Annotated in this window: 16 protein-coding genes and 1 pseudogene; 13 read left to right on the forward strand and 4 right to left on the reverse strand. The window is 71.0% G+C overall.

Going from position 1 to position 22,361, the window contains the following annotated elements:
• Positions 1-4: 4 nt before the first annotated feature.
• The 4 genes from rbfA to ACZ7OO_RS22585 all read left to right on the forward strand — a co-directional run bounded on the left by rbfA (position 5) and on the right by ACZ7OO_RS22585 (position 6,343).
• A complete protein-coding gene (rbfA, locus tag ACZ7OO_RS22570) occupies positions 5-466 on the forward strand; it encodes a 30S ribosome-binding factor RbfA (RefSeq protein WP_471506912.1) in 462 nt (153 codons plus the stop codon).
• Positions 463-1,368 (forward strand): tRNA pseudouridine(55) synthase TruB, encoded by a 906-nt coding sequence (truB, locus tag ACZ7OO_RS22575; RefSeq protein ID WP_471506914.1) that lies wholly within the window; start codon positions 463-465, stop codon positions 1,366-1,368. The genes rbfA and truB overlap by 4 nt, the downstream gene beginning before the upstream one ends.
• Positions 1,369-1,615: 247 nt before the next feature.
• Positions 1,616-5,272, forward strand: a complete 3,657-nt coding sequence (locus ACZ7OO_RS22580; RefSeq protein ID WP_471506916.1) for a trypsin-like peptidase domain-containing protein — start codon at positions 1,616-1,618, stop codon at positions 5,270-5,272.
• Positions 5,273-5,392: 120 nt separating this feature from the next.
• Positions 5,393-6,343, forward strand: coding sequence for a bifunctional riboflavin kinase/FAD synthetase (locus tag ACZ7OO_RS22585; protein WP_471506918.1), 951 nt, complete (start codon positions 5,393-5,395; stop codon positions 6,341-6,343).
• A gap of 83 nt (positions 6,344-6,426) precedes the next feature.
• On the opposite strand, the gene ACZ7OO_RS22590 is transcribed toward ACZ7OO_RS22585, so the two are convergent.
• A complete protein-coding gene (locus ACZ7OO_RS22590) occupies positions 6,427-9,603 on the reverse strand; it encodes an SCO5717 family growth-regulating ATPase (protein ID WP_471506920.1) in 3,177 nt (1,058 codons plus the stop codon).
• An 876-nt stretch (positions 9,604-10,479) separates the two neighbouring features.
• Positions 10,480-10,773: a DUF397 domain-containing protein gene (locus ACZ7OO_RS22595; RefSeq protein WP_352226385.1), complete on the reverse strand. Its 294-nt coding sequence runs from the start codon at positions 10,771-10,773 to the stop codon at positions 10,480-10,482.
• Positions 10,774-11,056: 283 nt separating this feature from the next.
• On the opposite strand from ACZ7OO_RS22595, the gene rpsO reads away from it, so the two are divergent.
• The 5 genes from rpsO to ACZ7OO_RS22620 all read left to right on the forward strand — a co-directional run bounded on the left by rpsO (position 11,057) and on the right by ACZ7OO_RS22620 (position 16,555).
• On the forward strand, positions 11,057-11,344 hold the full coding sequence (rpsO, locus tag ACZ7OO_RS22600; RefSeq protein ID WP_004924725.1) for a 30S ribosomal protein S15: 288 nt from the start codon (positions 11,057-11,059) through the stop codon (positions 11,342-11,344).
• A 341-nt stretch (positions 11,345-11,685) separates the two neighbouring features.
• Complete coding sequence (locus tag ACZ7OO_RS22605; RefSeq protein WP_471506922.1) at positions 11,686-13,932, forward strand: polyribonucleotide nucleotidyltransferase; 2,247 nt, start codon at positions 11,686-11,688, stop codon at positions 13,930-13,932.
• Positions 13,929-15,308, forward strand: coding sequence for a M16 family metallopeptidase (locus ACZ7OO_RS22610; protein ID WP_471506924.1), 1,380 nt, complete (start codon positions 13,929-13,931; stop codon positions 15,306-15,308). The genes ACZ7OO_RS22605 and ACZ7OO_RS22610 overlap by 4 nt, the downstream gene beginning before the upstream one ends.
• Positions 15,309-15,334: 26 nt before the next feature.
• On the forward strand, positions 15,335-16,087 hold the full coding sequence (dapB, locus tag ACZ7OO_RS22615) for a 4-hydroxy-tetrahydrodipicolinate reductase (RefSeq protein WP_471506926.1): 753 nt from the start codon (positions 15,335-15,337) through the stop codon (positions 16,085-16,087).
• Positions 16,088-16,102: 15 nt separating this feature from the next.
• Positions 16,103-16,555 carry a hypothetical protein gene (locus ACZ7OO_RS22620; protein ID WP_471506928.1) on the forward strand — a complete coding sequence of 151 codons (453 nt, stop codon included), beginning with the start codon at positions 16,103-16,105 and terminating at the stop codon, positions 16,553-16,555.
• A gap of 76 nt (positions 16,556-16,631) precedes the next feature.
• Here the strand turns inward: ACZ7OO_RS22620 and ACZ7OO_RS22625 are convergent, their stop codons facing one another.
• Positions 16,632-17,186 (reverse strand): hypothetical protein, encoded by a 555-nt coding sequence (locus ACZ7OO_RS22625; protein ID WP_471506930.1) that lies wholly within the window; start codon positions 17,184-17,186, stop codon positions 16,632-16,634.
• An 89-nt stretch (positions 17,187-17,275) separates the two neighbouring features.
• On the reverse strand, positions 17,276-17,512 hold the full coding sequence (locus tag ACZ7OO_RS22630; RefSeq protein ID WP_471506932.1) for a hypothetical protein: 237 nt from the start codon (positions 17,510-17,512) through the stop codon (positions 17,276-17,278).
• A gap of 223 nt (positions 17,513-17,735) precedes the next feature.
• On the opposite strand from ACZ7OO_RS22630, the pseudogene ACZ7OO_RS22635 reads away from it, so the two are divergent.
• From ACZ7OO_RS22635 to ACZ7OO_RS22650, 4 genes and pseudogenes are all read left to right on the forward strand, one after another.
• A pseudogene (locus ACZ7OO_RS22635) lies at positions 17,736-18,026 on the forward strand (FAD-dependent thymidylate synthase); the annotation flags it as partial.
• A 105-nt stretch (positions 18,027-18,131) separates the two neighbouring features.
• Positions 18,132-19,235 (forward strand): FAD-dependent thymidylate synthase, encoded by a 1,104-nt coding sequence (gene thyX, locus ACZ7OO_RS22640; protein WP_471506964.1) that lies wholly within the window; start codon positions 18,132-18,134, stop codon positions 19,233-19,235.
• A gap of 234 nt (positions 19,236-19,469) precedes the next feature.
• The gene (gene dapA, locus ACZ7OO_RS22645; protein ID WP_471506934.1) at positions 19,470-20,369 is read left to right on the forward strand and encodes a 4-hydroxy-tetrahydrodipicolinate synthase; all 900 of its coding nucleotides are present in this window, start codon (positions 19,470-19,472) and stop codon (positions 20,367-20,369) included.
• 156 nt (positions 20,370-20,525) lie between these two features.
• The gene (locus ACZ7OO_RS22650) at positions 20,526-22,211 is read left to right on the forward strand and encodes a ribonuclease J (protein ID WP_471506936.1); all 1,686 of its coding nucleotides are present in this window, start codon (positions 20,526-20,528) and stop codon (positions 22,209-22,211) included.
• Positions 22,212-22,361 lie beyond the last annotated feature (150 nt).

The raw sequence follows: 22,361 nt of genomic DNA on the forward strand, positions 1-22,361 counted from the left end.
ACCAGTGGCCGACAACGCGCGGGCTAAGAGGCTGGCGGACCTCATCCGAGAGGTGGTGGCCCAGAAGCTGCTGCGCGGGATCAAGGACCCGCGGCTCGGCACCCACGTCACCATCACGGACACCCGGGTCACGGGTGACCTCAGGGAGGCGACCGTCTTCTACACGGTGTACGGCGACGACGAGGAGCGGGCCGCGGCCGCCGCGGGCCTGGAGAGCGCCAAGGGCGTGCTCCGCTCGGCGGTCGGCGCGGCGGCGGGCGTGAAGTTCACGCCGACCCTGACCTTCGTCGCGGACGCCCTCCCCGACACCGCCAAGACCATCGAGGACCTCCTCGACAAGGCACGGCAGTCCGACGCGAAGGTCCGCGATGTCTCCGCGGGCGCCGCCTTCGCCGGTGACGCGGACCCGTACAGGAAGCCAGGATCCGAGGACGACGCCGACGAGACGGACGACGCCACCGAATGACCAGCAAGCCCACCCCGCCCGACGGCCTTGTCATCGTCGACAAGCCGTCGGGCTTCACCTCGCACGACGTCGTCGCCAAGATGCGGGGCATCGCCCGCACCCGGCGCGTCGGGCACGCCGGCACCCTCGACCCGATGGCCACGGGCGTCCTCGTCCTCGGCATCGAGCGGGCGACCAAGCTCCTCGGGCACCTCGCCCTCACCGAGAAGGAGTACCTGGGGGCCGTCCGCCTCGGGCAGAACACGCTCACGGACGACGCCGAGGGCGAGATCACCTCGTCCACCGACGCCTCCAAGGTCACCCGCGAGGCCGTCGACACCGGCATCGCCAAGCTGACCGGCTCCATCATGCAGGTGCCGTCCAAGGTCAGCGCCATCAAGATCGACGGCGTACGGTCGTACAAGCGTGCCCGGGAGGGCGAGGACTTCGAGATCCCGGCCCGGCCGGTGACCGTCTCGTCGTTCAGGGTGTACGACGTCCGGGAGGCCGTCGCCGAGGACGGCACCGCCGTGCTCGACCTGGTCGTCTCGGTCGTCTGCTCCTCCGGCACCTACATCCGCGCCCTCGCCCGCGACCTGGGCGCCGACCTGGGCGTCGGCGGCCATCTCACGGCGCTGCGCCGGACCCGCGTCGGACCGTACAAGCTGGACTCGGCGCGCACCCTCGACCAGCTCCAGCAGGAGCTGACCGTGATGCCGATCGCCGAGGCGGCCGGAGCCGCGTTCCCGCGCTGGGACGTCGACGCCAGACGGGCCGGGCTGCTCACCAACGGGGTGCGGATCGACATGCCCGAGCAGTACGCCGGCGCCGGTCCCGTCGCCGTGTTCGACCCCGACGGGCGCTTCCTCGTGCTCGTCGAGGAGCAGAAGGGCAAGGCCAAGAGCCTCGCCGTGTTCGGCTGAGCCACCCGTGTGCCCGTGGAGCGGCGACCACGGGGTCTGTCGCCGCCACCGCTCCACGGTCCCCCCTCGGTTCCCCCACCCCTAGGGTGTATCCACCCGTCCCTGGCTATTCACCCGACCGAGCAGGCGCTCGGAGTGAACCGGGGGAGCGGAGGGGGGCGCGTTCGCCACCCGCTCTGTCCCGCTGATCATTTCGCGCCTAGCGTCTCAGACAAGGGCACGGATGTACGGTCAGGGAGGTTCGATCATGGCGGGACGGGGCCCGCGGACCGGGAGCGGTCGCCGCACGGCGGACGGTACGCGGGAGACGCGGCAGGACACCTGGCCGGTACTCGACGACCGGCTGGTCCGGGTACGCGACCTCGCCGGCCGCCCACGCGGCACCGGCTTCCTCGCCGATCACCACGGCACGCTCGTCACCAGCCACGAGGCCGTCGACGGGCTCGCCCGGATCGTGCTGCACGCAGCCGGGGACCGCACCTGCGTGGTCGACGCGGACGCGGTCACCCCGCTGCCCGCCCACGACCTGGCCCTGATCCGCACCGAGGGCCTCTGCGTGGACCCGCTGCCGATCACGGTACGGGAGCGGATCCCGACCGGAACCTACGTCCGGATCGCCGCCGACCGCTGGCGCGAGGCCCGGGTGCTGGCCGCGACCCCGGTGACGTACACCGCCACCGACCGCTTCCATCTCCTCGACGACGCCCTGGAGTTGGCGATCGGCACGGCCGGCCGGGACGCCCTGCGCCTCGGCGGCGGGGCGGCCGGCGGCCCGGTCCTTGACGCGGAGACCGGCGCGGTCCTCGGCGTCCTGGGCACAGCCCTCCAGTCCGGCCAACGAGACGTGGGCTTCGCCGTCTCGCTCCACCATCCGGACAGCGCCCCCCTGGCCGACCTGCTCACCCGCAACGCCGCGTCCGTCCCGGCGTACGGCACCGACCTCAACCTCGCGGGCATCCTGGAACTGACAGCCACCTCGGTAGGCCAGGACGGCCCCCCGGGCGCACTGGCCGGCTACATCGGCCGCAAAGCCCCCCGCACTGGGGCGCCCCAAAGGGGCGCGGGGCTGAATCAGACATGCGGCTACCGCCGCGTGGGCGCGACCAGCCCCCACGCACCCGCAGCCCCACTCTCACCTGCCGCGGCACTCTCTGCGGAATCCACCGACCCCGTGCAACCGGTCGAACGATCGGCAACCTCAAACGAGCTGTCGACCTTCGCCGAAGGCGCCGGCGCCGGCACCGTCCTGGCCCTCGTCGGCGCCCCCGGCACCGGCCGCACCACCGAACTCGCCGCCCTCGCCGCCCGCCGCAACCGCGAGGCGCGCCCCGCCCCCACCCTCTGGCTCCGCGGCGCCGACCTCAAGGACGCCGACGACTCGGTGGCCGACGCGGCCCGCCGCTCCCTGGAGCGCGCGGTCCGGATCGTCGCCGCCTCCCGCTCCCAACTCCCGGGCGACCTGGGCGAACTCACCGTGGAACGACTGGCCCGGCTGGCCACCCGGGCCGGGCGCCCCCTCCTCCTCCTGCTGGACGGTCCGGAGGAGATGCCACCGGTCCTCGCCCACCGGCTCTCCGCCTGGACCGCGGGTACCGCCGCGTGGCTGCGTGACACCGGCGCCCGGCTTCTCGTCGCCTGCCGCGAGGAGTACTGGGAGCGGGCCGGCGCCGAGTTCCCGCCCGAACTGCTGCACCGGGGCACCGGTGACCCCTCCTGCGTCCGGCTGACCGACCTCACCCCCGACGAGGCGCGCCGGGCCCGCTCCCGTTACGGCGTGCCCGACGGCGCCCTCACCGACCGCGACGCCCGCCACCCCCTCGCCCTGCGCCTGCTCTCCGAGGTCCGCGCCGCCCTCCCGGACGCCCCCGCCGACGGCCCGATCGACCGGCACGACGTCTTCGCCGCCTACCTGGACCTGATGTGCCTGCGTATCGCGGTCCGGCTGGCCGCCGAGAACGGCCTGCGCGGTACGGCCGTACGACGGCTCGCCGCCCGCGTCTCCGGCCAGGTGCACGAGGCCGCCCGGCGCAGCCTGGGGCCCGGCCAGGGGGAGCTGGACCGGGAGTCGTTCGAGGCGGTGTTCCCCTGGGGGCCCGTCCCGGCCCACCTCGGCGGCGGCTCGGGCTGGGCCTCCGCCGTGCTCACCGAGGGCCTGCTGGTCCCGGCGGGCGACGGCTACCGCTTCGCCCACGAGGAGCTGGCCGACTGGATCCAGGGCATGCACCTGGACCTGGACGAGGCTCTGCATGCCCTCGTCCACCGCGCCCGGACCCCCGAGACCGCCCACCCCCTGCCCGTCCCGCACCACCGGGTCGGCCCCGTCGTCCAGGCCCTGCTGCTCCTCGACCGCCAGTACGGACCATCCCAACTCACCCCTCGGCTGAACGACTTGGCGCATGCCCTCGACCTCGACCCCGCCTCCTGGTGGGCCGCGCGGCTGCTCACCCAGACCCTGCTCCGGCTGCCCGACGCCACGCCGTACACCGGGGTGCTGCGGCTGCTCGCCGACCGTGTCGTAGGCAGGCAGCGCCCCGCGCCCACCGACTTCGGGCCGGACTTCTGGACCGCGCTCGCCCTGCCCGACGCCGAACGGTTCGATCTGCTGCGGAGGCTGGTGCTCGCGGACGAGCCGCTGCCGGAGACCGCGGGCGTCGGGCGGTTCGGGGCCCGGCCCACGGCGGAGGAGGCCGAGGGCACGGTCCCGCGCCATCTGGACGCCGTCGCCCGGCTGCTCGCCGCCGACCCCACCGCCGTACAGCCGTATCTCACCCGGTGGTTCGACGACGAGCGGCCGTTGCCTGCGATGCCGCACGCCACCGTGGCGACCGCGGCGCAGGCGCTGCTGCACACCCACCGGCACCGGGCGCTGGACGATCTGACCGAGGTACTGGTCGACGCCGCGCACCGGCGGGGCGACGAACTGCTCGCCGTGCTCGCCGAGGACGAGCCGTCCGCGGTGTGCCGGGCCGTCGACCGCTGGGCGCACGACGAGCGCCCGGCCCGCCGGGTGGCCGCCGTGGCCTACGGGCTGCGCGCCGCCCCGCACGTCCGCAGCGAGCCCGACCGGGAACTGCTCCGCTACGCCGCGCTCGCCCTGCTCGCCCGCCCCGCCGACTGCACCCTGCACGGCGGCGCCCTCGCTCTGCTGGTCCGCGACCCGCGGACCCGGGCCCGCCATCTCCCTCAGGCACTGAGCCACTTCGCCACCGGCGACCCGCAGCTCGCGCCGAGCGCCCTGGTCCCCGCCCTGGCCACCCACCCCGACGACGTCCTGGAGGCCTTCCGTGCCCGGCTGCGCGGGCCGGGCGCCGGACAGGTGCTGCGCGCCCTCGCCGACGTCACCACCCCGACCCTCGCCCACCGGGTCACCGAGCTGGTCCTTGAGGCCGTCGAACTGCGGCCGGAAACGGCGGGACAGGTGGCCGGGTTCGTCGAACGCCGTCTCGACCAGGGCGCCGGGGCCCGTGCCGTCCTGCTGCCGCTGGTCACCGGACTGCTCCACGGCGGCCCCGAGCCGGTACGGGCGGCCCTCGCGACCGTACTGGGCGCGGCCGGCACCCCCGCCTCGCGACCGCTGCGCCGGGAACTCCTGGAGTTCCTGCTCGCCCACGAGCGGGACCCGGGCGTCCTCGACGCGCTGCTGCACGCGGCCGCCGTACAGCGCGAGGACGACGGTGACCAGATGCGTGAGCTGGTCAGGCGCACCGGGTTGCTGCTGGTCCGCACGCCGGACGGGGCGACCCGATTCGACCGCGGACTGGTCGACCTGGGCCGGCACGTGCCCGGATTCGCCGCCCTGATGGCCCGCTGGCTCAGCGACACCCCGGAGGAATGGGCCGCGGTGGTGGGGCCGAGCACCCGGCGGATGCTCGGGAACCTGGCCGGTGTCCGGGTGCCCGCATGAGGCGACGGGGGCGTGCGCCAGATCACAGCGACCGTGCCGGTGTGAGACGGGTCCGGCAAACATGGCACCCTTAGACCTGCGTAAGACGGACAACGGACACAGGTTCGAGGAGCGGTCACAGTGCAGCGCTGGCGTGGCTTGGAGGACATCCCCGAGGACTGGGGGCGCAGCGTCGTCACCATCGGTTCTTACGACGGGGTGCACCGCGGTCACCAGCTGATCATCCGGCATGCCGTGGACCGAGCCCGTGAGCTGGGCATTCCGGCCGTCGTCGTCACCTTCGACCCGCACCCCAGCGAGGTCGTCCGCCCCGGCAGCCACCCGCCGCTGCTCGCCCCGCACCACACCCGTGCCGAGCTGATGGCGGAGCTGGGCGTGGACGCGGTGCTGATCCTGCCCTTCACCACCGAGTTCTCGCGGCTGTCGCCGGCCGAGTTCGTGGTCAAGGTGCTGGTCGACAAGCTGCACGCCAAGGCCGTCGTCGAGGGCCCCAACTTCCGCTTCGGCCACAAGGCCGCGGGCAACGTCGAGTTCCTCGCCGAGCAGGGCAAGGTCTACGACTTCGAGGTCGAGGTCGTCGACCTGTTCGTGCGCGGCGAGGCGGGCGGCGGCGAGCCGTTCTCCTCGACCCTGACCCGGCGTCTGGTAGCCGCGGGCGACATGGCGGGTGCCCGCGAGATCCTGGGCCGCCCGCACCGGGTGGAGGGCGTGGTCGTACGCGGCGCCCAGCGCGGCCGTGAGCTGGGCTTCCCCACCGCCAACGTGGAGACCCTGCCGCACAGCGCCATCCCCGCCGACGGCGTCTACGCCGGCTATCTGCACGCCCAGGGCGAGGTGATGCCGGCGGCGATCTCCGTCGGCACCAACCCGCAGTTCGACGGCACCGAGCGCACGGTGGAGGCGTACGCCATCGACCGCGTCGGCCTCGACCTGTACGGCCTGCATGTCGCCGTCGACTTCCTGGCCTACGTCCGTGGCCAGGCCAAGTTCGAGTCGCTCGACGCGCTACTGGAGCAGATGGCCGACGACGTCAAACGCTGCCGGGAACTGGTGGCGGCCGAGAACGCCTGACCAGAGGGTTCAGCCAGAGGATTCGTCCAAACGCCGAAGGGCGGCCGGTGCGGTGAGGCACCGGCCGCCCTTCGGCGTTTCGGCTACTGCTGCGGCTGCTGGGGCGGCTGCGGCGGTTCCTGGGGCCGGGGCGGCTGCTGCGGGAAGCCATAGCCGCCGGGCTGCTGGGCCGGGGGAGCGGGGGGCTGGGCGCCGGGCTGCGGGTAGCCGTAGCCCGGCTGAGGCTGCGCCTGCGGGGGATACGGCTGTCCTGGCTGCTGCGGGTACGGCTGCTGCGGGTACGGCTGCTGCGGGTACGGCTGTCCCGGTGCGTACGGCTGCTGCTGGCCCGGAGCCGGCGGCGGGGCGTACTGCTGGCCCGGCAGCGGCTGACCCGGCATCGGCGGGGCGGCGACCGGCGGCGGGTTGCCGTCGCTGGTCCACAGACCGTGCATCTGCTGGTGTCGTACGAAGTCCTCGGCGACCATCGCCGCGAGGTTGAAGTACGCCTCGCGCACCTTCGGCCGCATCATGTCGAGGTCGACCTCGGCTCCGGCGGAGAGATGCTCGTCGAAGGGGACGACCACGACACCCCGGCAGCGCGTCTCGAAGTGCGCCACGATGTCCTCGACCTTGATCATCTTTCCGGTCTCCCGAACTCCGGAGATCACGGTGATCGACCGCGACACGAGGTCGGCGTACCCGTGCGCGGACAGCCAGTCCAGCGTCGTACTGGCGCTGCTCGCACCGTCCACCGACGGCGTCGAGATGATGATCAGCTGGTCGGCGAGGTCGAGCACACCGCGCATGGCGCTGTAGAGCAGACCGGTGCCGGAGTCGGTGAGGATGACCGGGTACTGCTTGCCCAGCACGTCGATGGCGCGCCGGTAGTCCTCGTCGTTGAACGTGGTCGAGACGGCCGGGTCGACGTCGTTGGCGATGATCTCCAGGCCGGACGGGGCCTGCGAGGTGAACCGCCGGATGTCCATGTAGGAGTTGAGGTACGGGATCGCCTGGACCAGGTCACGGATGGTGGCGCCGGTCTCGCGGCGCACCCGGCGGCCGAGCGTGCCGGCGTCCGGGTTGGCGTCGATGGCGAGGATCTTGTCCTGGCGTTCGGTGGCGAGGGTGGAACCGAGCGCGGTGGTCGTGGTGGTCTTGCCGACACCGCCCTTGAGGCTGATCACCGCTATCCGGTAGCAGGACAGCACCGGCGTGCGGATCAGCTCCAACTTCCGCTGCCGCTCGGCCTCTTCCTTCTTGCCGCCGAGCTTGAACCGCGAGGGGGCGGCACCGGGCCGGCCGCTCTTCGCCTTCTGCTTCTTGTTGTTGAGCAGCCGGTCGGAGGACAGCTCCACGGCCGCGGTGTAACCCAGCGGCGCCGCACCGGGGTTGGTCATCTGCCGCTGGTCGTGCTGCATGGGCTGCGGCCAGGCGGCACCGACACGCGGGTCGACCGGGGGCTGGGGGGCCTGCGGCGCCCGCAGGTCCTGCTGCTCGGGGTGCGGGGCCGGAGCGGGGGGCTGGGCGGGCTGGGCTGCGCGCGGGTCCTGGGGGGCCTGCGGGAAGCCGTAACCGCCCGGCGCGGGCGCCTGGGGCACGGGGGCGCCGGGGTAGCCGTAACCGCCCTGTGCGGCGGGGGCGGCGGGCTGCGGCTGTGCGGCGGGGGGAGCCTGGGGTGCCGGAGGCTGGGGGAAGCCGTAGGCGCCCGGCGCCTGCTGCGGCGGGACGGGGGCGCCGGGCTGCTGGGCCGGAGGCTGGTTCCAGGCGGCCGGCGCGGGTTGCGGGGCCTGCGGCTGGAACGGCGGCTGTTGCCCCGGCACGCCGGCGGGTCCCTGCGGGGGCGCCGGCTGGGGCTGCGGCTGACCGGGCGCCGGCTCCGACGGCGCCGGCTGGGTCGGCCACTGGGCGGCCGGTGCGGGGGCCGCGGGCTGGTAGGACGGCGGCAACGGGGGCACCGCGGCCGGCGGCGTCGGCGGGGGAGCCCAGGCGGTGGGCACGGCGGCCTCGGGAGCCGGGGGCGCGTCCTCGGGCTCGGCGGTGCCCTCGGCGGCTACGGCGTCATCGGGGCCGCCGTTCTCGCCGTCGTCGTCGGTGTCGGCGAAAGCGTCCTGGGGCTCGTCCTCCTTGGTGTCGTCCACCGGGTCGGCTTCCTGGGCGGGTTCGTCCGTCTCGGCCGTACCGCTGGAATCGGCGTCGTCGAGGGGGGCCTCGTCCTCGTGGTCCGAGTCGTCCTTGGCGCCGGAGTCAACCAGCAGCGCGACGACGTCGGCCGCCTTCTGCTTCTCTTCGTCGGCTTCGTCGGCTTCGTCGGCTTCGCCCTCGTCCTCGTCCTCGTCCTCGGTAAGGCGCTGCTCGGCGGCCTCGGCCATGTCACGCTTCAGCGCGACGGCGGAGAACCGCATCGTCGCCCCGCTCTCCAGGTCACCGTTCTCCGGCTCGGCCTCCGGCGCCGTTCCTTCGGCGGCAGGCCGCTGCGGCTCGAATCCGACCGGCAACTTCGGCACGGCGGCCGCACTGTCGGCAGGCGGTGCGGCAGGGGTGAACGGCACGGCGGCCGGCGCCGGCGGTGCGGCCGGTGCCCCCGCGTCCGCGCTCGGCGCCGGTGGCGTGAACGGCGCACCCGGCGTGGTGGTGGGCGGCGGGGTGAAGGGCGCACCCGGAGTCGAGGCGGGCGGCGGCGTGAAAGGCGCTCCCGGCGTCGCCGTGGGCGCGGGAGTGAACGGCGCCCCGGGCGTTGACGTGGGCGGCGGCGTGAAGGGCGCCCCGGGCGTCGCGGCAGGCGCGGACGCGGACGGGGCACCCGGCGTCGAGGCGGGCGGCGGCGTGAAGGGCGCACCCGGCGTCGCGGTGGGCGGCGGGGTGAAAGGCGCACCAGGAGACGAGGTGGGCGGCGGTGTGAACGCGACCCCGGGACCCGGCGTCCCGCTCCCCTGCTGGGCATGCGGAGGGGGAGTCAGCCCAGGAATCGGCGTCCCCGGCGGGAACGGTGAACGGGGCTGCGCGGCAGGCGTCGTACCGGAACCGGAGCCCGGAGCCCCCGCCCCACCGGCCGCGCCGGACTGGTCGCCGGCACCCGGGGCACCCGAACCCGGAGCCGCCCCCGGTCCGCCGGGTCCGTCGGCCGGTCCCGGGCCGCCCGCCGCGTTCTGCGTGTACCAGGCGGGCGGCGCGTAGTCGATGGTGAACTCGCCCGTAATCTCGTTGACGGACTCCGCATCGGGCTGGTCTTCGCCGGGTGTGGCCCAGCCCCCGCGGATCCCGTCCCGATCGCTGCTCACAGTTCCTCCTGGTGTGGTCGAGCACCCTCATGCCGTGCCGGCGCGACGACCATGTCGTGTCGTTCTCAGCATCCGTATTCGTTTGAGGTAGTCCGATCCACCGGCTCTCCCCCTCGGGACACCGACGCCTTGTTCACGGTCCTGACGTCGCGCCCCCCCTCCCAGCCTAATCACCAGGAGCCGGACCTCGGCAGGCCCGTCGGTCTCAATACGGAAGTCCACCTGGTCACACCCTGCCCGGAACTCCCGTGCAGAGCTTTCGTCTTGCCTAACAATCGGTGAACAAAACGGGCAAGAACCGTCAGTTCGGGCACCAGTTGACCGCTCCGGGGCCGTGAACCATGTCCATGATGCCCTGGTGACGGCCGGGTAGGGCGAGCGTGTGTTCGCGAGAGCACAGTTGAACTGGCCCCGGAAACGGGGACATTGCGCGCGGATACCACGGGGGGCTGCTTCGGCCCACCTTCATCCATCTACACCCAGTCCACGCTGACCGCCGACGGTGAGCGCAGAAAGCGGCGCGGACGTCTTTCCGGCGCGGTCGTGGCCGTCGTGGCCGTCGTGCCGGTCGCGGGCGGCGCGCTGGTGATGTCCTCGTCCGGGCCGGGGGCGGCGGTCTGCCGGGTGATGTCCCTGGACGACGTGTCGTCGACCCCGGGTTCTACTTTGACGCCGACGATCCTGGTGCTGGTGCCGGTGCCCTTGGCCAGGACCCTGCTGGTGGCCCGGGTGCCCCTCCGACTGGACGGTCACCTCTGCGCCACCAGCGGTCACGTCACCGTCGACGGCCGTACCGCGGTCGTGGTGCAGTCGAGCAAACGCAAGGGCCCCAAGGGTGGCGGCATCTGCGACTCTTCGCCGGCGGAGGCGCGCTGGTCACTGGGCGGTCAGGCCGCCGTTGCGTTCGTTCGGCTCCAGGTCGAACTCCCCGTCCCGCGCGCCCAGCACGAAGGCCCGCCACTCCGCCTCCGTGTACCGCAGCACGGTGTCCGGGTCGAGCGACGACCGCATGGCCACGGCGCCCTCGGGCAGGTAGGCGATCTCGACCCGCTCCTCGTCCTGCTCGGTGCCGGGCGCGCAGTGCCACTCGACGCCCGAGATGTCGAGCGCGTAGAGCTCGTCCCGTTCCCGCTCCTTGCGCGCCTTCATCTCCTCAGCCGTCTCGCTCATACCGCGGCGACCCCTTTCCGACGACGTACGTACGCTGTGACGGTCACACTACTGGCGGTCGCATGGTCCTCGACTGTCTCGTCCTTTCCTGTACATCCCCAGGACAGAGACGCCCATCGGCACTGGTACCCTGGACGACGGCCGTTCGTGTACGCACCCCCGGAGTCCCCCGTGGACTCCTGAGGCCGCGCCCAACGGATCCCCGCCTCCCGAGTTGTGGAAGCTCCCCCGCGATGAAGACCGGGGGCACTCGGTGGGCTCTCACAGACTATGAGGAGTACGCGTGTCGCTCGACGCCGCAGTGAAGAAGCAGATCATCTCCGAGTTCGGTACCAAGGAGGGTGACACCGGCTCCCCCGAGGTCCAGGTCGCTCTGCTGTCCCGTCGGATCTCCGACCTGACGGAGCACCTCAAGACCCACAAGCACGACCACCACTCCCGTCGTGGTCTGCTGATCCTGGTCGGTCAGCGCCGTCGCCTCCTGCAGTACCTGGCGAAGAAGGACATCCAGCGCTTCCGTGCGCTGGTCGACCGCCTGGGCATCCGCCGCGGTGCGGCGGGCGCCAAGTAAGACGCCGTGAAGGGAGCGGTTCCCGGAGACACCCGGGGCCGCTCCCTTTGCCGTACGTGCGGAAACGTGCGGAGTGTCACTCACGCTTTGTAGTGTGGTAGCACAACGCAATACGCACGACACAGAACGACGTACGACTCAGAACACCGACGTACGACCCAGAACGAGGAGAAGCGCACCTAAGCCGCCGCCGGTCCTCGGTAGTGGCCCCCGGGGGGAAGCGAGCCCCGGGTGCTTCGATCGAAGACCGGCCCGCACAGCACGGCGCGCTTCTCCGTAACCGTCCCCCGGCCACACGGGCCGAGTGGGACGAAAGACGACAAGTAACGGAGAAAACGCTAGTGGAGAACGAGACCCACTACGCCGAGGCCGTCATCGACAACGGCACCTTCGGCACCCGCACCATCCGCTTCGAGACGGGCCGCCTGGCCAAGCAGGCCGCCGGCTCCGCCGTGGCGTACCTGGACGACGACACCATGGTGCTGTCGGCCACCACCGCCTCCAAGAACCCCAAGGACCAGCTCGACTTCTTCCCCCTCACGGTGGACGTCGAGGAGCGCATGTACGCGGCCGGGAAGATCCCCGGTTCCTTCTTCCGCCGTGAGGGCCGGCCGAGCGAGGACGCGATCCTCACCTGCCGCCTGATCGACCGCCCGCTGCGCCCGTCCTTCAAGAAGGGCCTGCGCAACGAGATCCAGGTCGTCGCCACGATCATGGCGCTCAACCCCGACCACCTGTACGACGTCGTGGCGATCAACGCCGCGTCCGCGTCCACCCAGCTGGCCGGTCTGCCCTTCTCCGGCCCGATCGGCGGCGTCCGCGTCGCGCTGATCAACGGCCAGTGGGTCGCCTTCCCGACGCACACCGAGCTCGAGGAGGCCGTCTTCGACATGGTGGTCGCCGGCCGCGTCCTGGAGGACGGCGACGTCGCGATCATGATGGTCGAGGCCGAGGCCACCGAGAAGACCATCCAGCTGGTCCAGGGCGGCGCCGAGGCGCCGACCGAGGAGGTCGTCGCCTCCGGTCTGGACGCCGCGAAGCCCTTCATCAAGGTGCTCTGCAAGGCCCAGGCCGACCTCGCCGCGAAGGCCGCCAAGCCGACCGGCGAGTTCCCGATCTTCCTCGACTACCAGGACGACATCCTGGAGGCGCTGGCCGCCGCCGTCCGCCCGGAGCTCGCCTCCGCGCTGACCATCGCCGGCAAGCAGGAGCGCGAGGCCGAGCTGGACCGCGTCAAGGGTCTGGCCGCCGAGAAGCTGCTCCCGGAGTTCGAGGGCCGCGAGAAGGAGATCTCCGCCGCGTACCGCTCGCTCACCAAGCAGCTGGTCCGCGAGCGCGTGATCAAGGAGAAGAAGCGCATCGACGGCCGCGGTGTCACCGACATCCGCACCCTGGCCGCCGAGGTCGAGGCCATCCCGCGCGTGCACGGCTCGGCGCTGTTCGAGCGTGGCGAGACCCAGATCCTGGGCGTCACCACCCTCAACATGCTCCGGATGGAGCAGCAGCTGGACACCCTCTCCCCGGTGACCCGCAAGCGCTACATGCACAACTACAACTTCCCGCCGTACTCCACCGGCGAGACCGGCCGTGTCGGCTCCCCGAAGCGCCGCGAGATCGGCCACGGCGCCCTCGCCGAGCGCGCCCTGGTCCCGGTCCTGCCGACCCGCGAGGAGTTCCCCTACGCGATCCGCCAGGTGTCCGAGGCCCTCGGCTCCAACGGCTCGACGTCCATGGGCTCGGTCTGCGCCTCCACCATGTCGCTGCTCAACGCCGGTGTGCCGCTGAAGGCCCCGGTCGCCGGTATCGCCATGGGCCTGATCTCCCAGGAGATCGACGGCGAGACGCACTACGTCAGCCTCACCGACATCCTCGGTGCGGAAGACGCCTTCGGTGACATGGACTTCAAGGTCGCCGGCACCAAGGAGTTCGTGACCGCCCTCCAGCTCGACACCAAGCTGGACGGCATCCCGGCCTCGGTCCTGGCCGCCGCCCTCAAGCAGGCCCGGGACGCCCGCCTCCACATCCTCGACGTGATGATGGAAGCGATCGACAAGCCGGACGAGATGTCCCCGAACGCGCCGCGGATCATCACCGTGAAGATCCCGGTCGACAAGATCGGCGAGGTCATCGGCCCCAAGGGCAAGATGATCAACCAGATCCAGGAGGACACCGGCGCCGAGATCACGATCGAGGACGACGGCACCATCTACATCGGTGCCTCCGACGGCCCGGCCGCCGAGGCCGCCCGCGCTACGATCAACAGCATCGCCAACCCGACGATGCCCGAGGTCGGCGAGCGCTACCTGGGCACGGTCGTGAAGACGACCACCTTCGGCGCGTTCGTCTCCCTGCTGCCCGGCAAGGACGGTCTGCTGCACATCTCGCAGATCCGCAAGCTGGCCGGCGGCAAGCGCGTGGAGAACGTCGAGGACGTCCTCGGTGTGGGCCACAAGGTCCAGGTCGAGATCGCCGAGATCGACTCCCGCGGCAAGCTCTCCCTGATCCCCGTGATCGAGGGCGAGGCCGAGTCCAACAGCGGCTCCGCCGCGGGCGCAGCCGAAGACACGAAGGACGACACCGACCAGTGACGTCGAGCAGCTCCACGACGACGGCCCGCACCTCCTCGGAGGCGCGGGCCGTCGCCCGTACCCAAACCCTGATCAAGGGCGAGAACGGCATCGGCACGGTGCGCAAGACCACCCTCCCCGGCGGCCTGCGCATCGTCACCGAGACCCTGCCCTCGGTGCGCTCCGCGACCTTCGGCATCTGGGCCCACGTCGGCTCCCGCGACGAGACCCCGGCCCTGAACGGCGCCACGCACTACCTGGAGCACCTGCTCTTCAAGGGCACCACGCGCCGCTCCGCCCTGGACATCTCCTCCGCCGTCGACGCGGTCGGCGGCGAGATGAACGCGTTCACGGCGAAGGAGTACACGTGCTACTACGCGCGCGTGCTCGACACCGACCTGCCGCTCGCCATAGACGTCGTCTGCGACATGCTGACCGGCTCGCTCATCCTCGAAGAGGACGTCAACGTCGAGCGGGGCGCGATCCTCGAAGAGATCGCCATGACCGAGGACGACCCGGGCGACTGCGTGCACGACCTGTTCGCGCACACCATGTTCGGCGACAACGCCCTCGGCCGCCCGGTCCTCGGCACGGTCGACACGGTCAACGCCCTCACGGCCGACCGCATCCGCCGCTTCTACAAGAAGCACTACGACCCCACCCACCTGGTGGTCGCGGCCGCCGGCAACATCGACCACAACAAGGTCGTACGACAGGTCCGCGCGGCCTTCGAGAAGGCCGGCGCCTTCCGGGCCGCCGAGGCGGCACCCATCGGCCCGCGCGACGGCAGCCGCACCATCCGCACCGCCGGACGCGTCGAACTCCTCGGCCGCAAGACCGAACAGGCCCATGTCGTCCTCGGCATGCCCGGTCTGGCCCGCACCGACGACCGTCGCTGGGCGCTCGGTGTGCTCAACACCGCGCTCGGCGGCGGCATGTCCTCCCGGCTCTTCCAGGAGGTCCGCGAGAAGCGCGGCCTGGCCTACAGCGTGTACTCCTACACCTCGGGCTTCGCCGACTGCGGCCTCTTCGGTGTGTACGCCGGCTGCCGGCCCTCCCAGGTGCACGACGTCCTCAAGATCTGCCGGGACGAACTGGACCAGGTCGCCGAGCACGGCCTGCCCGACGAGGAGATCGGCCGTGCCATCGGCCAGCTCCAGGGCTCCACGGTGCTGGGCCTGGAGGACACCGGCGCGCTGATGAACCGTATCGGCAAGAGCGAGCTGTGCTGGGGCGAGCAGATGTCCGTCGACGACATGCTGGCCCGGATAGCCGCGGTGACCCCGGACGACGTCCGTTCCGTCGCCCGCGACATCCTGGGACAGCGCCCCTCGCTGTCGGTCATCGGCCCGCTCAAGGACAAACAGGCCGCACGCCTGCACGACGCCGTCGCCTGACACACCACCGGTAAGGAACGAAGAAGATGAGCAAGCTGCGCGTGGCGGTCCTCGGTGCCAAGGGCCGTATCGGGTCCGAGGCGGTCAAGGCGGTCGAGGCCGCCGAGGACATGGAGCTGGTCGCCGCCCTCGGCCGGGGCGACAAGCTGGAGGCGCTGGCCGAGTCCGGCGCCCAGGTCGCGGTCGAACTGACCACCCCCGCCTCGGTGATGGGCAACCTCGACTTCTGCGTACGCCACGGAATCCACGCCGTCGTCGGTACCACCGGCTGGACCGACGAGCGCCTCGCGCAGCTGACGGGCTGGCTGGACCAGTCCCCGGAGACCGGTGTGCTCATCGCCCCGAACTTCTCCATCGGCGCCGTGCTGACGATGAAGTTCGCGCAGATCGCCGCGCCCTACTTCGAGTCGGTGGAGGTCGTCGAGCTCCACCACCCGAACAAGGTCGACGCCCCCTCCGGCACCGCCACCCGCACCGCCCAGCTCATCGCCGAGGCCCGCCGCTCGGCCGGCACCGCCCCGGCACCGGACGCCACGGTCACCGCCCTGGACGGCGCACGCGGCGCCGACGTCGACGGAATCCCCGTCCACGCCGTCCGCCTGCGCGGCCTCCTGGCCCACCAGGAGGTCCTGCTGGGCGGCGAGGGCGAGACCCTCACCATCCGCCACGACTCCCTCCACCACAGCAGCTTCATGCCGGGCATCCTGCTCGGCGCCCGCCGCGTGGTCACCGCTCCGGGCCTGACCTTCGGTCTGGAAAACTTCCTGGACCTGGGCTGACCGGGGCCTGCTGACATGCGCGCGAAGCTCTCCTACGCCATCACGGCCGCCGTCCTCGTCTTCTACTTCGTCCTGGTCGGCAGCCGGGGCGTGATGCTCATCCAGACCGGCACGGTCCTCACCGTCACCTTCGGGGTGGCGGTGCTGATCCTGCCGGTCATCGGGCTGTGGTTCCTGTGGAAGAACACCCAGTTCGTCCGCAGAGCCAACGCCCTCGCGGCCGAGCTCGACGCCGAGGGCGGCCTGCCCGTGGACGAACTGAAGCGCACGCCCGGCGGCCGCATCGACCGGGGCTCCGCGGACGAGGTCTTCGCCAAGCGCAAGGCCGAGACGGAGGCCGACCCCGACGACTGGCGCAGCTGGTTCCGGCTCGCCGTCGCCTACCACGACGCCCGCGACACCCCGCGCGCCCGCAAGGCGATGCAGCGCGCCATCGCCCTGCACGACGGCAGGCCGGTGGAGGCGTGAGCGCGGCCCACATGCGCAGCAGGGGCCGGTCCGCACCCACGCGGACCGGCCCCTGCTGCGTGTCGCTTGACGGCCCTCAGTCGCGCCGGTACTCCGCCGCCCACGCCTCCACCGCGTCCGCCGCACGGTCGAAGGCCGACGCCCGGCCCAGGAAGTCCATCCCGTGCGTGGTCAGCAACGGATCCGTGTCCTCTGGCGACCGGTCCTTGCGTACGAGCGTCAGCGCCTGACCCTGCACCGTGCGCGGCAGCCCGAGCCAGCGGACGGGCTGCTGCGCGGTGCGCACCGAGACCACCCGCTTCCAGGGCACAGTCCGTGTGTACAGCAGCCCGATCTGGCGCACCCCGCGCGCGCTCACCCACACGCCCATGCGCAGTATCCGCAGCGCGGCGGCGATGATCAGCAGTGCGATACCGAGGACCGCCCCGGCGGAGGACAGCGAGCCGGTCAGGGCCAGCGCGACCGCCGCGAACAGCACGAACGAGGCGAGCAGCAGCCACAGGGCGGACCCCCCCACCCGCCACGGCCCGGGCCGGTAGGGGCGCCGCCAGCGGTCCCGGTCGTCGAACGGCAGGGCGTTGTCGAGTGCCGCGTCATAGGGGCGGTCGGCCGTCAGGAAGGGCAGGGGCACGGTTGGTCCTCACTCAATCCATGCATGGGCTGTGCCCGGTGAGGCTATCCGCCCGTGTCCCCGCTCACCACTCGCGGGGGCCGGAAGAGTCAGTGCCCCTGAGAGGCCTGCGACTGCTGGGTCTGTGTGTCGGACGGCGTGGACAGCGCCGGCATGCCCAGCACCAGCGAGCCCACTATGCCGGCGACGATGGTCAGCCCGAGCAGCCATCGCCCGGCTATCTGACTCACGGACGACCGCTGACGGGGCGGGGGAGTGACATTGCTGCGGAACCTGTCGGCTTCGGCGATGAAGGCGAACGGTACGGGTTCGCGCCGACCGAACATGGGGGGCGTCTCCTCTCGGGAGCTGAGGGGCAGGGATCGAACGAATCGCTCTCACCAACACAGACGAGCGAACGTAGCGATAGGTGCCCGGTTGCCCCGAATTCACAGAACTTCACCGAAGTTGGCCAAAGATGTCGCGCCCCGGCACCGAACGCCCCGATGTCAGTGCCGGGCCGTAGAGTGGGCGCCGCCCGAGAGAAGTGATGGAAGGACCCTCCGAGCCGTGACCGACACCCCCGCCGACGACCTCAAGCCCAGCTTCCGCAGCGAAGTCACCGTCGAGCTGGTCAAGCACAGCGCGGCTGACTCCGACGTGCTGTGGGCCGCCCGGGTCTCCACCGCCGGCGAGCAGTCCCTTGACGAGCTGAAGAAGGACCCGGAGCGCTCCAAGGGTCTGATCAACTACCTGATGCGGGACCGGCACGGCAGCCCCTTCGAGCACAACTCGATGACGTTCTTCATCAGCGCCCCGATCTTCGTCTTCCGCGAGTTCATGCGGCACCGGGTGGGCTGGTGCCTGCCGGGGGACGCCATGATCCGTGTCGGCACCAGCAAGAACGGCAAAGCCAAACGCATCGCGGACGTGTACCGGGACTGGAAGATCGGTGTGCCCGACTCCATGGGGCGTACGCGCAGGCTGAAGTCCTGCGAGAACCTCCTGGCCGACACCATCAACCTGGAGACCGGGCTGGCGGAGAAGGCGCCCATGGTCGACGTCTTCGAGTCCGGCGTCAAACCGATCCTCAAGGTGTCGACAACGAACGGCAAGGCTCTGCGGTGCACCGCAGAGCACCGGGTATGGACGCCCGACGGCTGGGTTCGCGCCGGCGATCTGCGCGTCGGCGACCGGATCGGGCGGCTGGGCCGTGTGGGGACCGGTGAGCGGGTGGGCATCCCGAAGCGCCTGCGTGAGGGCATCCGGATCTGGACCACCGAGCAACGAGCCCAGCTCGTCGCGCCTATGGACCTCTGCTACATCTGCGACGAGAAGTTCGAGGCCAAGGACCTGGAGCTGGATCACGTCGTCCCGGTGGACGCCGATCTGACCAAGGCACTCGACGTCTCGAACCTGCGGCCGGCCTGCAAGTCGTGTCACCGGAGGAAGACCAACGGCGAAGGCGTGCCGAGCGGAGCGCGCCGTCGCGCACTCCAGAACGGCGTGCGTTGGGAGAGCGTCCTCTCCGTCGTTCCCGACGGGGAGGAGATGACCTACGACATCTCCATGCCACCGCCGCACCACAACTTCATCGCGGACGGTTTTGTCGTACACAATTCGTACAACGAGGAGTCCGGGCGCTACCGCGAGCTCCAGCCGGTTTTCTACGTTCCCGGCGAGGACCGCAAGCTGGTTCAGCAGGGACGCCCCGGCAGGTACGAGTTCGTCCACGGCACTCCCGAACAGTACGAGTCCGTCGCCGCCGCGATGGAGGAGTCCTATCTGCAGTCCTATGCCGCGTACCAGGAGATGCTCTCGGCAGGCATCGCCCGCGAGGTCGCTCGCGCCACCCTGCCCGTCGGCCTCTTCTCCTCGATGTACGCCACCTGCAACGCCCGGTCGCTGATGCACTTCCTCGGCCTGCGTACCCAGCACGAGCTGGCCAAGGTGCCGTCCTTCCCGCAGCGGGAGATCGAGATGGTCGGCGAGAAGATGGAGGCGGAGTGGGCCAGGCTCATGCCGCTCACCCACGCAGCCTTCAACGCCAACGGCCGTGTCGCGCCGTAGCCGGCTGTTTTGTCGAACGCTGTGTCGTGCATCTTGTCGCGCTCGGCACAGATGTACGGATCAGCCTGGCGAGGTGTCCGTATTGCGGCATTTGGTGAAGTTCATCTAGCCTGATCAAACGGACCCGGCACTGCTTGAACCCCCGAGCAGGCAGTGCCGGGCTCCGCATTTGTCCGGACTTTCCCCGCACCCCAAGGGCAGACCGCGCCGTGAGCACCGAGTAGCGTGTAACCCATGGCTCCGACCTCCACTCCGCAGACCCCCTTCGGGCGGGTCCTCACCGCCATGGTCACGCCCTTCACGGCGGACGGCGCACTCGACCTCGACGGCGCGCAGCGGCTCGCCGGCCACCTGGTGGACGCAGGCAACGACGGCCTGATCATCAATGGCACCACCGGCGAGTCCCCCACCACCAGCGATGCGGAGAAATCGGATCTCGTGCGAGCCGTAGTGGAGGCGGTCGGAGACCGCGCCCACGTCGTGGCCGGCGTCGGCACCAACGACACCCACCACAGCATCGAGCTGGCCCGCCAGGCCGAGCGCGACGGCGCCCACGGCCTGCTGCTCGTCACGCCGTACTACAACAAGCCCCCGCAGGAGGGCCTGTACCGGCACTTCACCACCGTCGCCGACGCGACCGGGCTACCCGTCATGCTCTACGACATCCCCGGCCGCAGCGGCGTCCCGATCAACACCGAGACTTTCGTCCGCCTGGCCGAGCACCCGAGGATCGTCGCCAACAAGGACGCCAAGGGCGACCTCGGCCGCGCGAGCTGGGCCATCGCGCAGTCCGGCCTCGCCTGGTACTCCGGCGACGACATGCTCAACCTGCCGCTGCTCTCCGTGGGCGCTGTCGGCTTCGTCTCGGTCGTCGGCCATGTGGTCACCCCGGACCTCAGGGTCCTCGTCGAGGCCTTCGCCTCCGGTGACGTACAGAAGGCCACGGAGATCCACCAGAAGCTGCTCCCAATCTACACCGGCATGTTCCGCACCCAGGGCGTGATGACGACCAAGGCCGCGCTGTCCCTCCAAGGGTTGCCCGCCGGGCCCCTGCGCGCCCCCATGGTCGAATGTTCGGCCGAGGAGATCGCCCAGCTCAAGATCGATCTTGCTGCCGGCGGGGTACAGCTCTGACAACAGACTTCGCGCGGACGTCCGCGTAGCAAGGCTTAACAACTGAATAAGGCGGGACACCGGTGCCCGCATCCCACAACGACAACTGCTTATGCACGAACGTCACGCACGCCACGTGCCCGACCGGTACGTGGCGTGCGTGGTGAGGAGAGTCTTTTGAGTCATCCGCATCCTGAACTCGGCCCGCCGCCCCAGCTCCCCGAAGGCGCCCTGCGCGTCACCCCGCTCGGCGGGCTCGGCGAGATCGGCCGAAACATGACCGTCTTCGAGTACGGCGGCCGTCTGCTGATCGTCGACTGCGGAGTGCTCTTCCCCGAGGAGGAGCAGCCCGGAATCGACCTGATCCTGCCGGACTTCACGTCCGTCCGGGACCGCCTCGACGACATCGAGGGCATCGTCCTCACCCACGGCCACGAAGACCACATCGGCGGTGTCCCCTTCCTGCTCCGCGAGAAGCCGGACATCCCGCTCATCGGCTCCAAGCTGACCCTCGCCCTCATCGAGGCGAAGCTCCAGGAGCACCGCATCCGCCCGTACACGCTGGAAGTGGCGGAGGGCCAGCGCGAGCGCATCGGCCCCTTCGACTGCGAGTTCGTCGCCGTCAACCACTCCATCCCGGACGCCCTGGCCGTGGCCATCCGCACCCCGGCCGGCATGGCGGTGCACACCGGCGACTTCAAGATGGACCAGCTCCCGCTGGACAACCGTCTGACGGATCTGCACGCGTTCGCACGGCTGAGCGAGGAAGGCATCGATCTTCTTCTGGCCGACTCGACGAACGCCGAGGTTCCGGGCTTCGTCCCGCCCGAGCGCGACATCTCGAACGTCCTGCGCCAGGTCTTCGCCGGAGCCGGCAAGCGGATCATCGTGGCGAGCTTCGCCAGCCATGTCCACCGCATCCAGCAGGTTCTGGACGCGGCCCACGAGTACGGCCGCCGGGTCGCCTTCGTCGGCCGCTCCATGGTCCGCAACATGGGCATCGCGCGGGACCTGGGCTACCTCAAGGTCCCGCCGGGCCTCGTCGTCGACGTCAAGACGCTCGACGACCTCCCGGACAGCCAGGTGGTCCTGGTCTGCACGGGTTCCCAGGGCGAACCGATGGCCGCCCTGTCCCGGATGGCCAACCGTGACCACCAGATCCGCATCGTCGACGGCGACACGGTCATCCTGGCGTCCTCCCTCATCCCCGGAAACGAGAACGCGGTCTACCGCGTCATCAACGGCCTCACCCGCTGGGGCGCCAACGTCGTCCACAAGGGCAACGCCAAGGTGCATGTTTCCGGCCATGCCTCCGCCGGCGAGTTGCTGTACTTCTACAACATCTGCCGACCGAAGAACCTCATGCCGGTCCACGGCGAATGGCGCCATCTGCGTGCCAACGCCGAGCTCGGCGCCCTGACGGGCATCCCGCACGACCGCATCGTCATCGCCGAGGACGGCGTGGTCGTCGACCTCGTCGAGGGCAAGGCCAAGATCTCCGGGAAGGTCCAGGCGGGCTATGTCTACGTCGACGGTCTCTCCGTCGGCGATGTCGGCGAACCGGCCCTGAAGGACCGCAAGATCCTCGGTGACGAGGGCATCATCTCGGTCTTCGTCGTGGTCGACTCCACCACCGGCAAGATCACGGGTGGTCCGCACATCCAGGCGCGTGGCTCCGGCATCGACGACTCGGCGTTCTCGGCCGTCGTGCCGAAGATCTCCGAGGTCCTGGAACGCTCGGCCCAGGACGGGGTCGTGGAGCCGCACCAGCTGCAGCAACTCATCCGCCGGACCCTCGGCAAGTGGGTCTCGGACACGTATCGCCGCAGGCCGATGATCCTCCCGGTCGTCGTGGAGGTCTGAGCCGCGTACGACTGAACCAGGAGCGGGGGGGGGGCGGGGTTTTGGCGTGGGGACCCCGCTCTCTGGTGGGTGGGTGCTCCCACCAAGAAACACACACCTCTCCTTCTTCGCACGTTCTCCCCCAACCCAAGGAGAGAGTCTCCCCCAAAC

It is taken from the genome of Streptomyces sp. NPDC111744 (assembly GCF_055634995.1).

Bases quoted from the DNA above. Each gene is read 5' to 3' on its own strand.
- ACZ7OO_RS22620 (WP_471506928.1), top strand. From the start codon at position 16,103: ATGCGCGCGAAGCTCTCCTACGCCATCACGGCCGCCGTCCTCGTCTTC.
- truB (WP_471506914.1), top strand. From the start codon at position 463: ATGACCAGCAAGCCCACCCCGCCCGACGGCCTTGTCATCGTCGACAAG.
- ACZ7OO_RS22580 (WP_471506916.1), top strand. From the start codon at position 1,616: ATGGCGGGACGGGGCCCGCGGACCGGGAGCGGTCGCCGCACGGCGGAC.
- thyX (WP_471506964.1), top strand. From the start codon at position 18,132: ATGGGGCGTACGCGCAGGCTGAAGTCCTGCGAGAACCTCCTGGCCGAC.
- ACZ7OO_RS22595 (WP_352226385.1), bottom strand. From the start codon at position 10,773: ATGAGCGAGACGGCTGAGGAGATGAAGGCGCGCAAGGAGCGGGAACGG.
- dapA (WP_471506934.1), top strand. From the start codon at position 19,470: ATGGCTCCGACCTCCACTCCGCAGACCCCCTTCGGGCGGGTCCTCACC.
- dapB (WP_471506926.1), top strand. From the start codon at position 15,335: ATGAGCAAGCTGCGCGTGGCGGTCCTCGGTGCCAAGGGCCGTATCGGG.
- ACZ7OO_RS22630 (WP_471506932.1), bottom strand. From the start codon at position 17,512: ATGTTCGGTCGGCGCGAACCCGTACCGTTCGCCTTCATCGCCGAAGCC.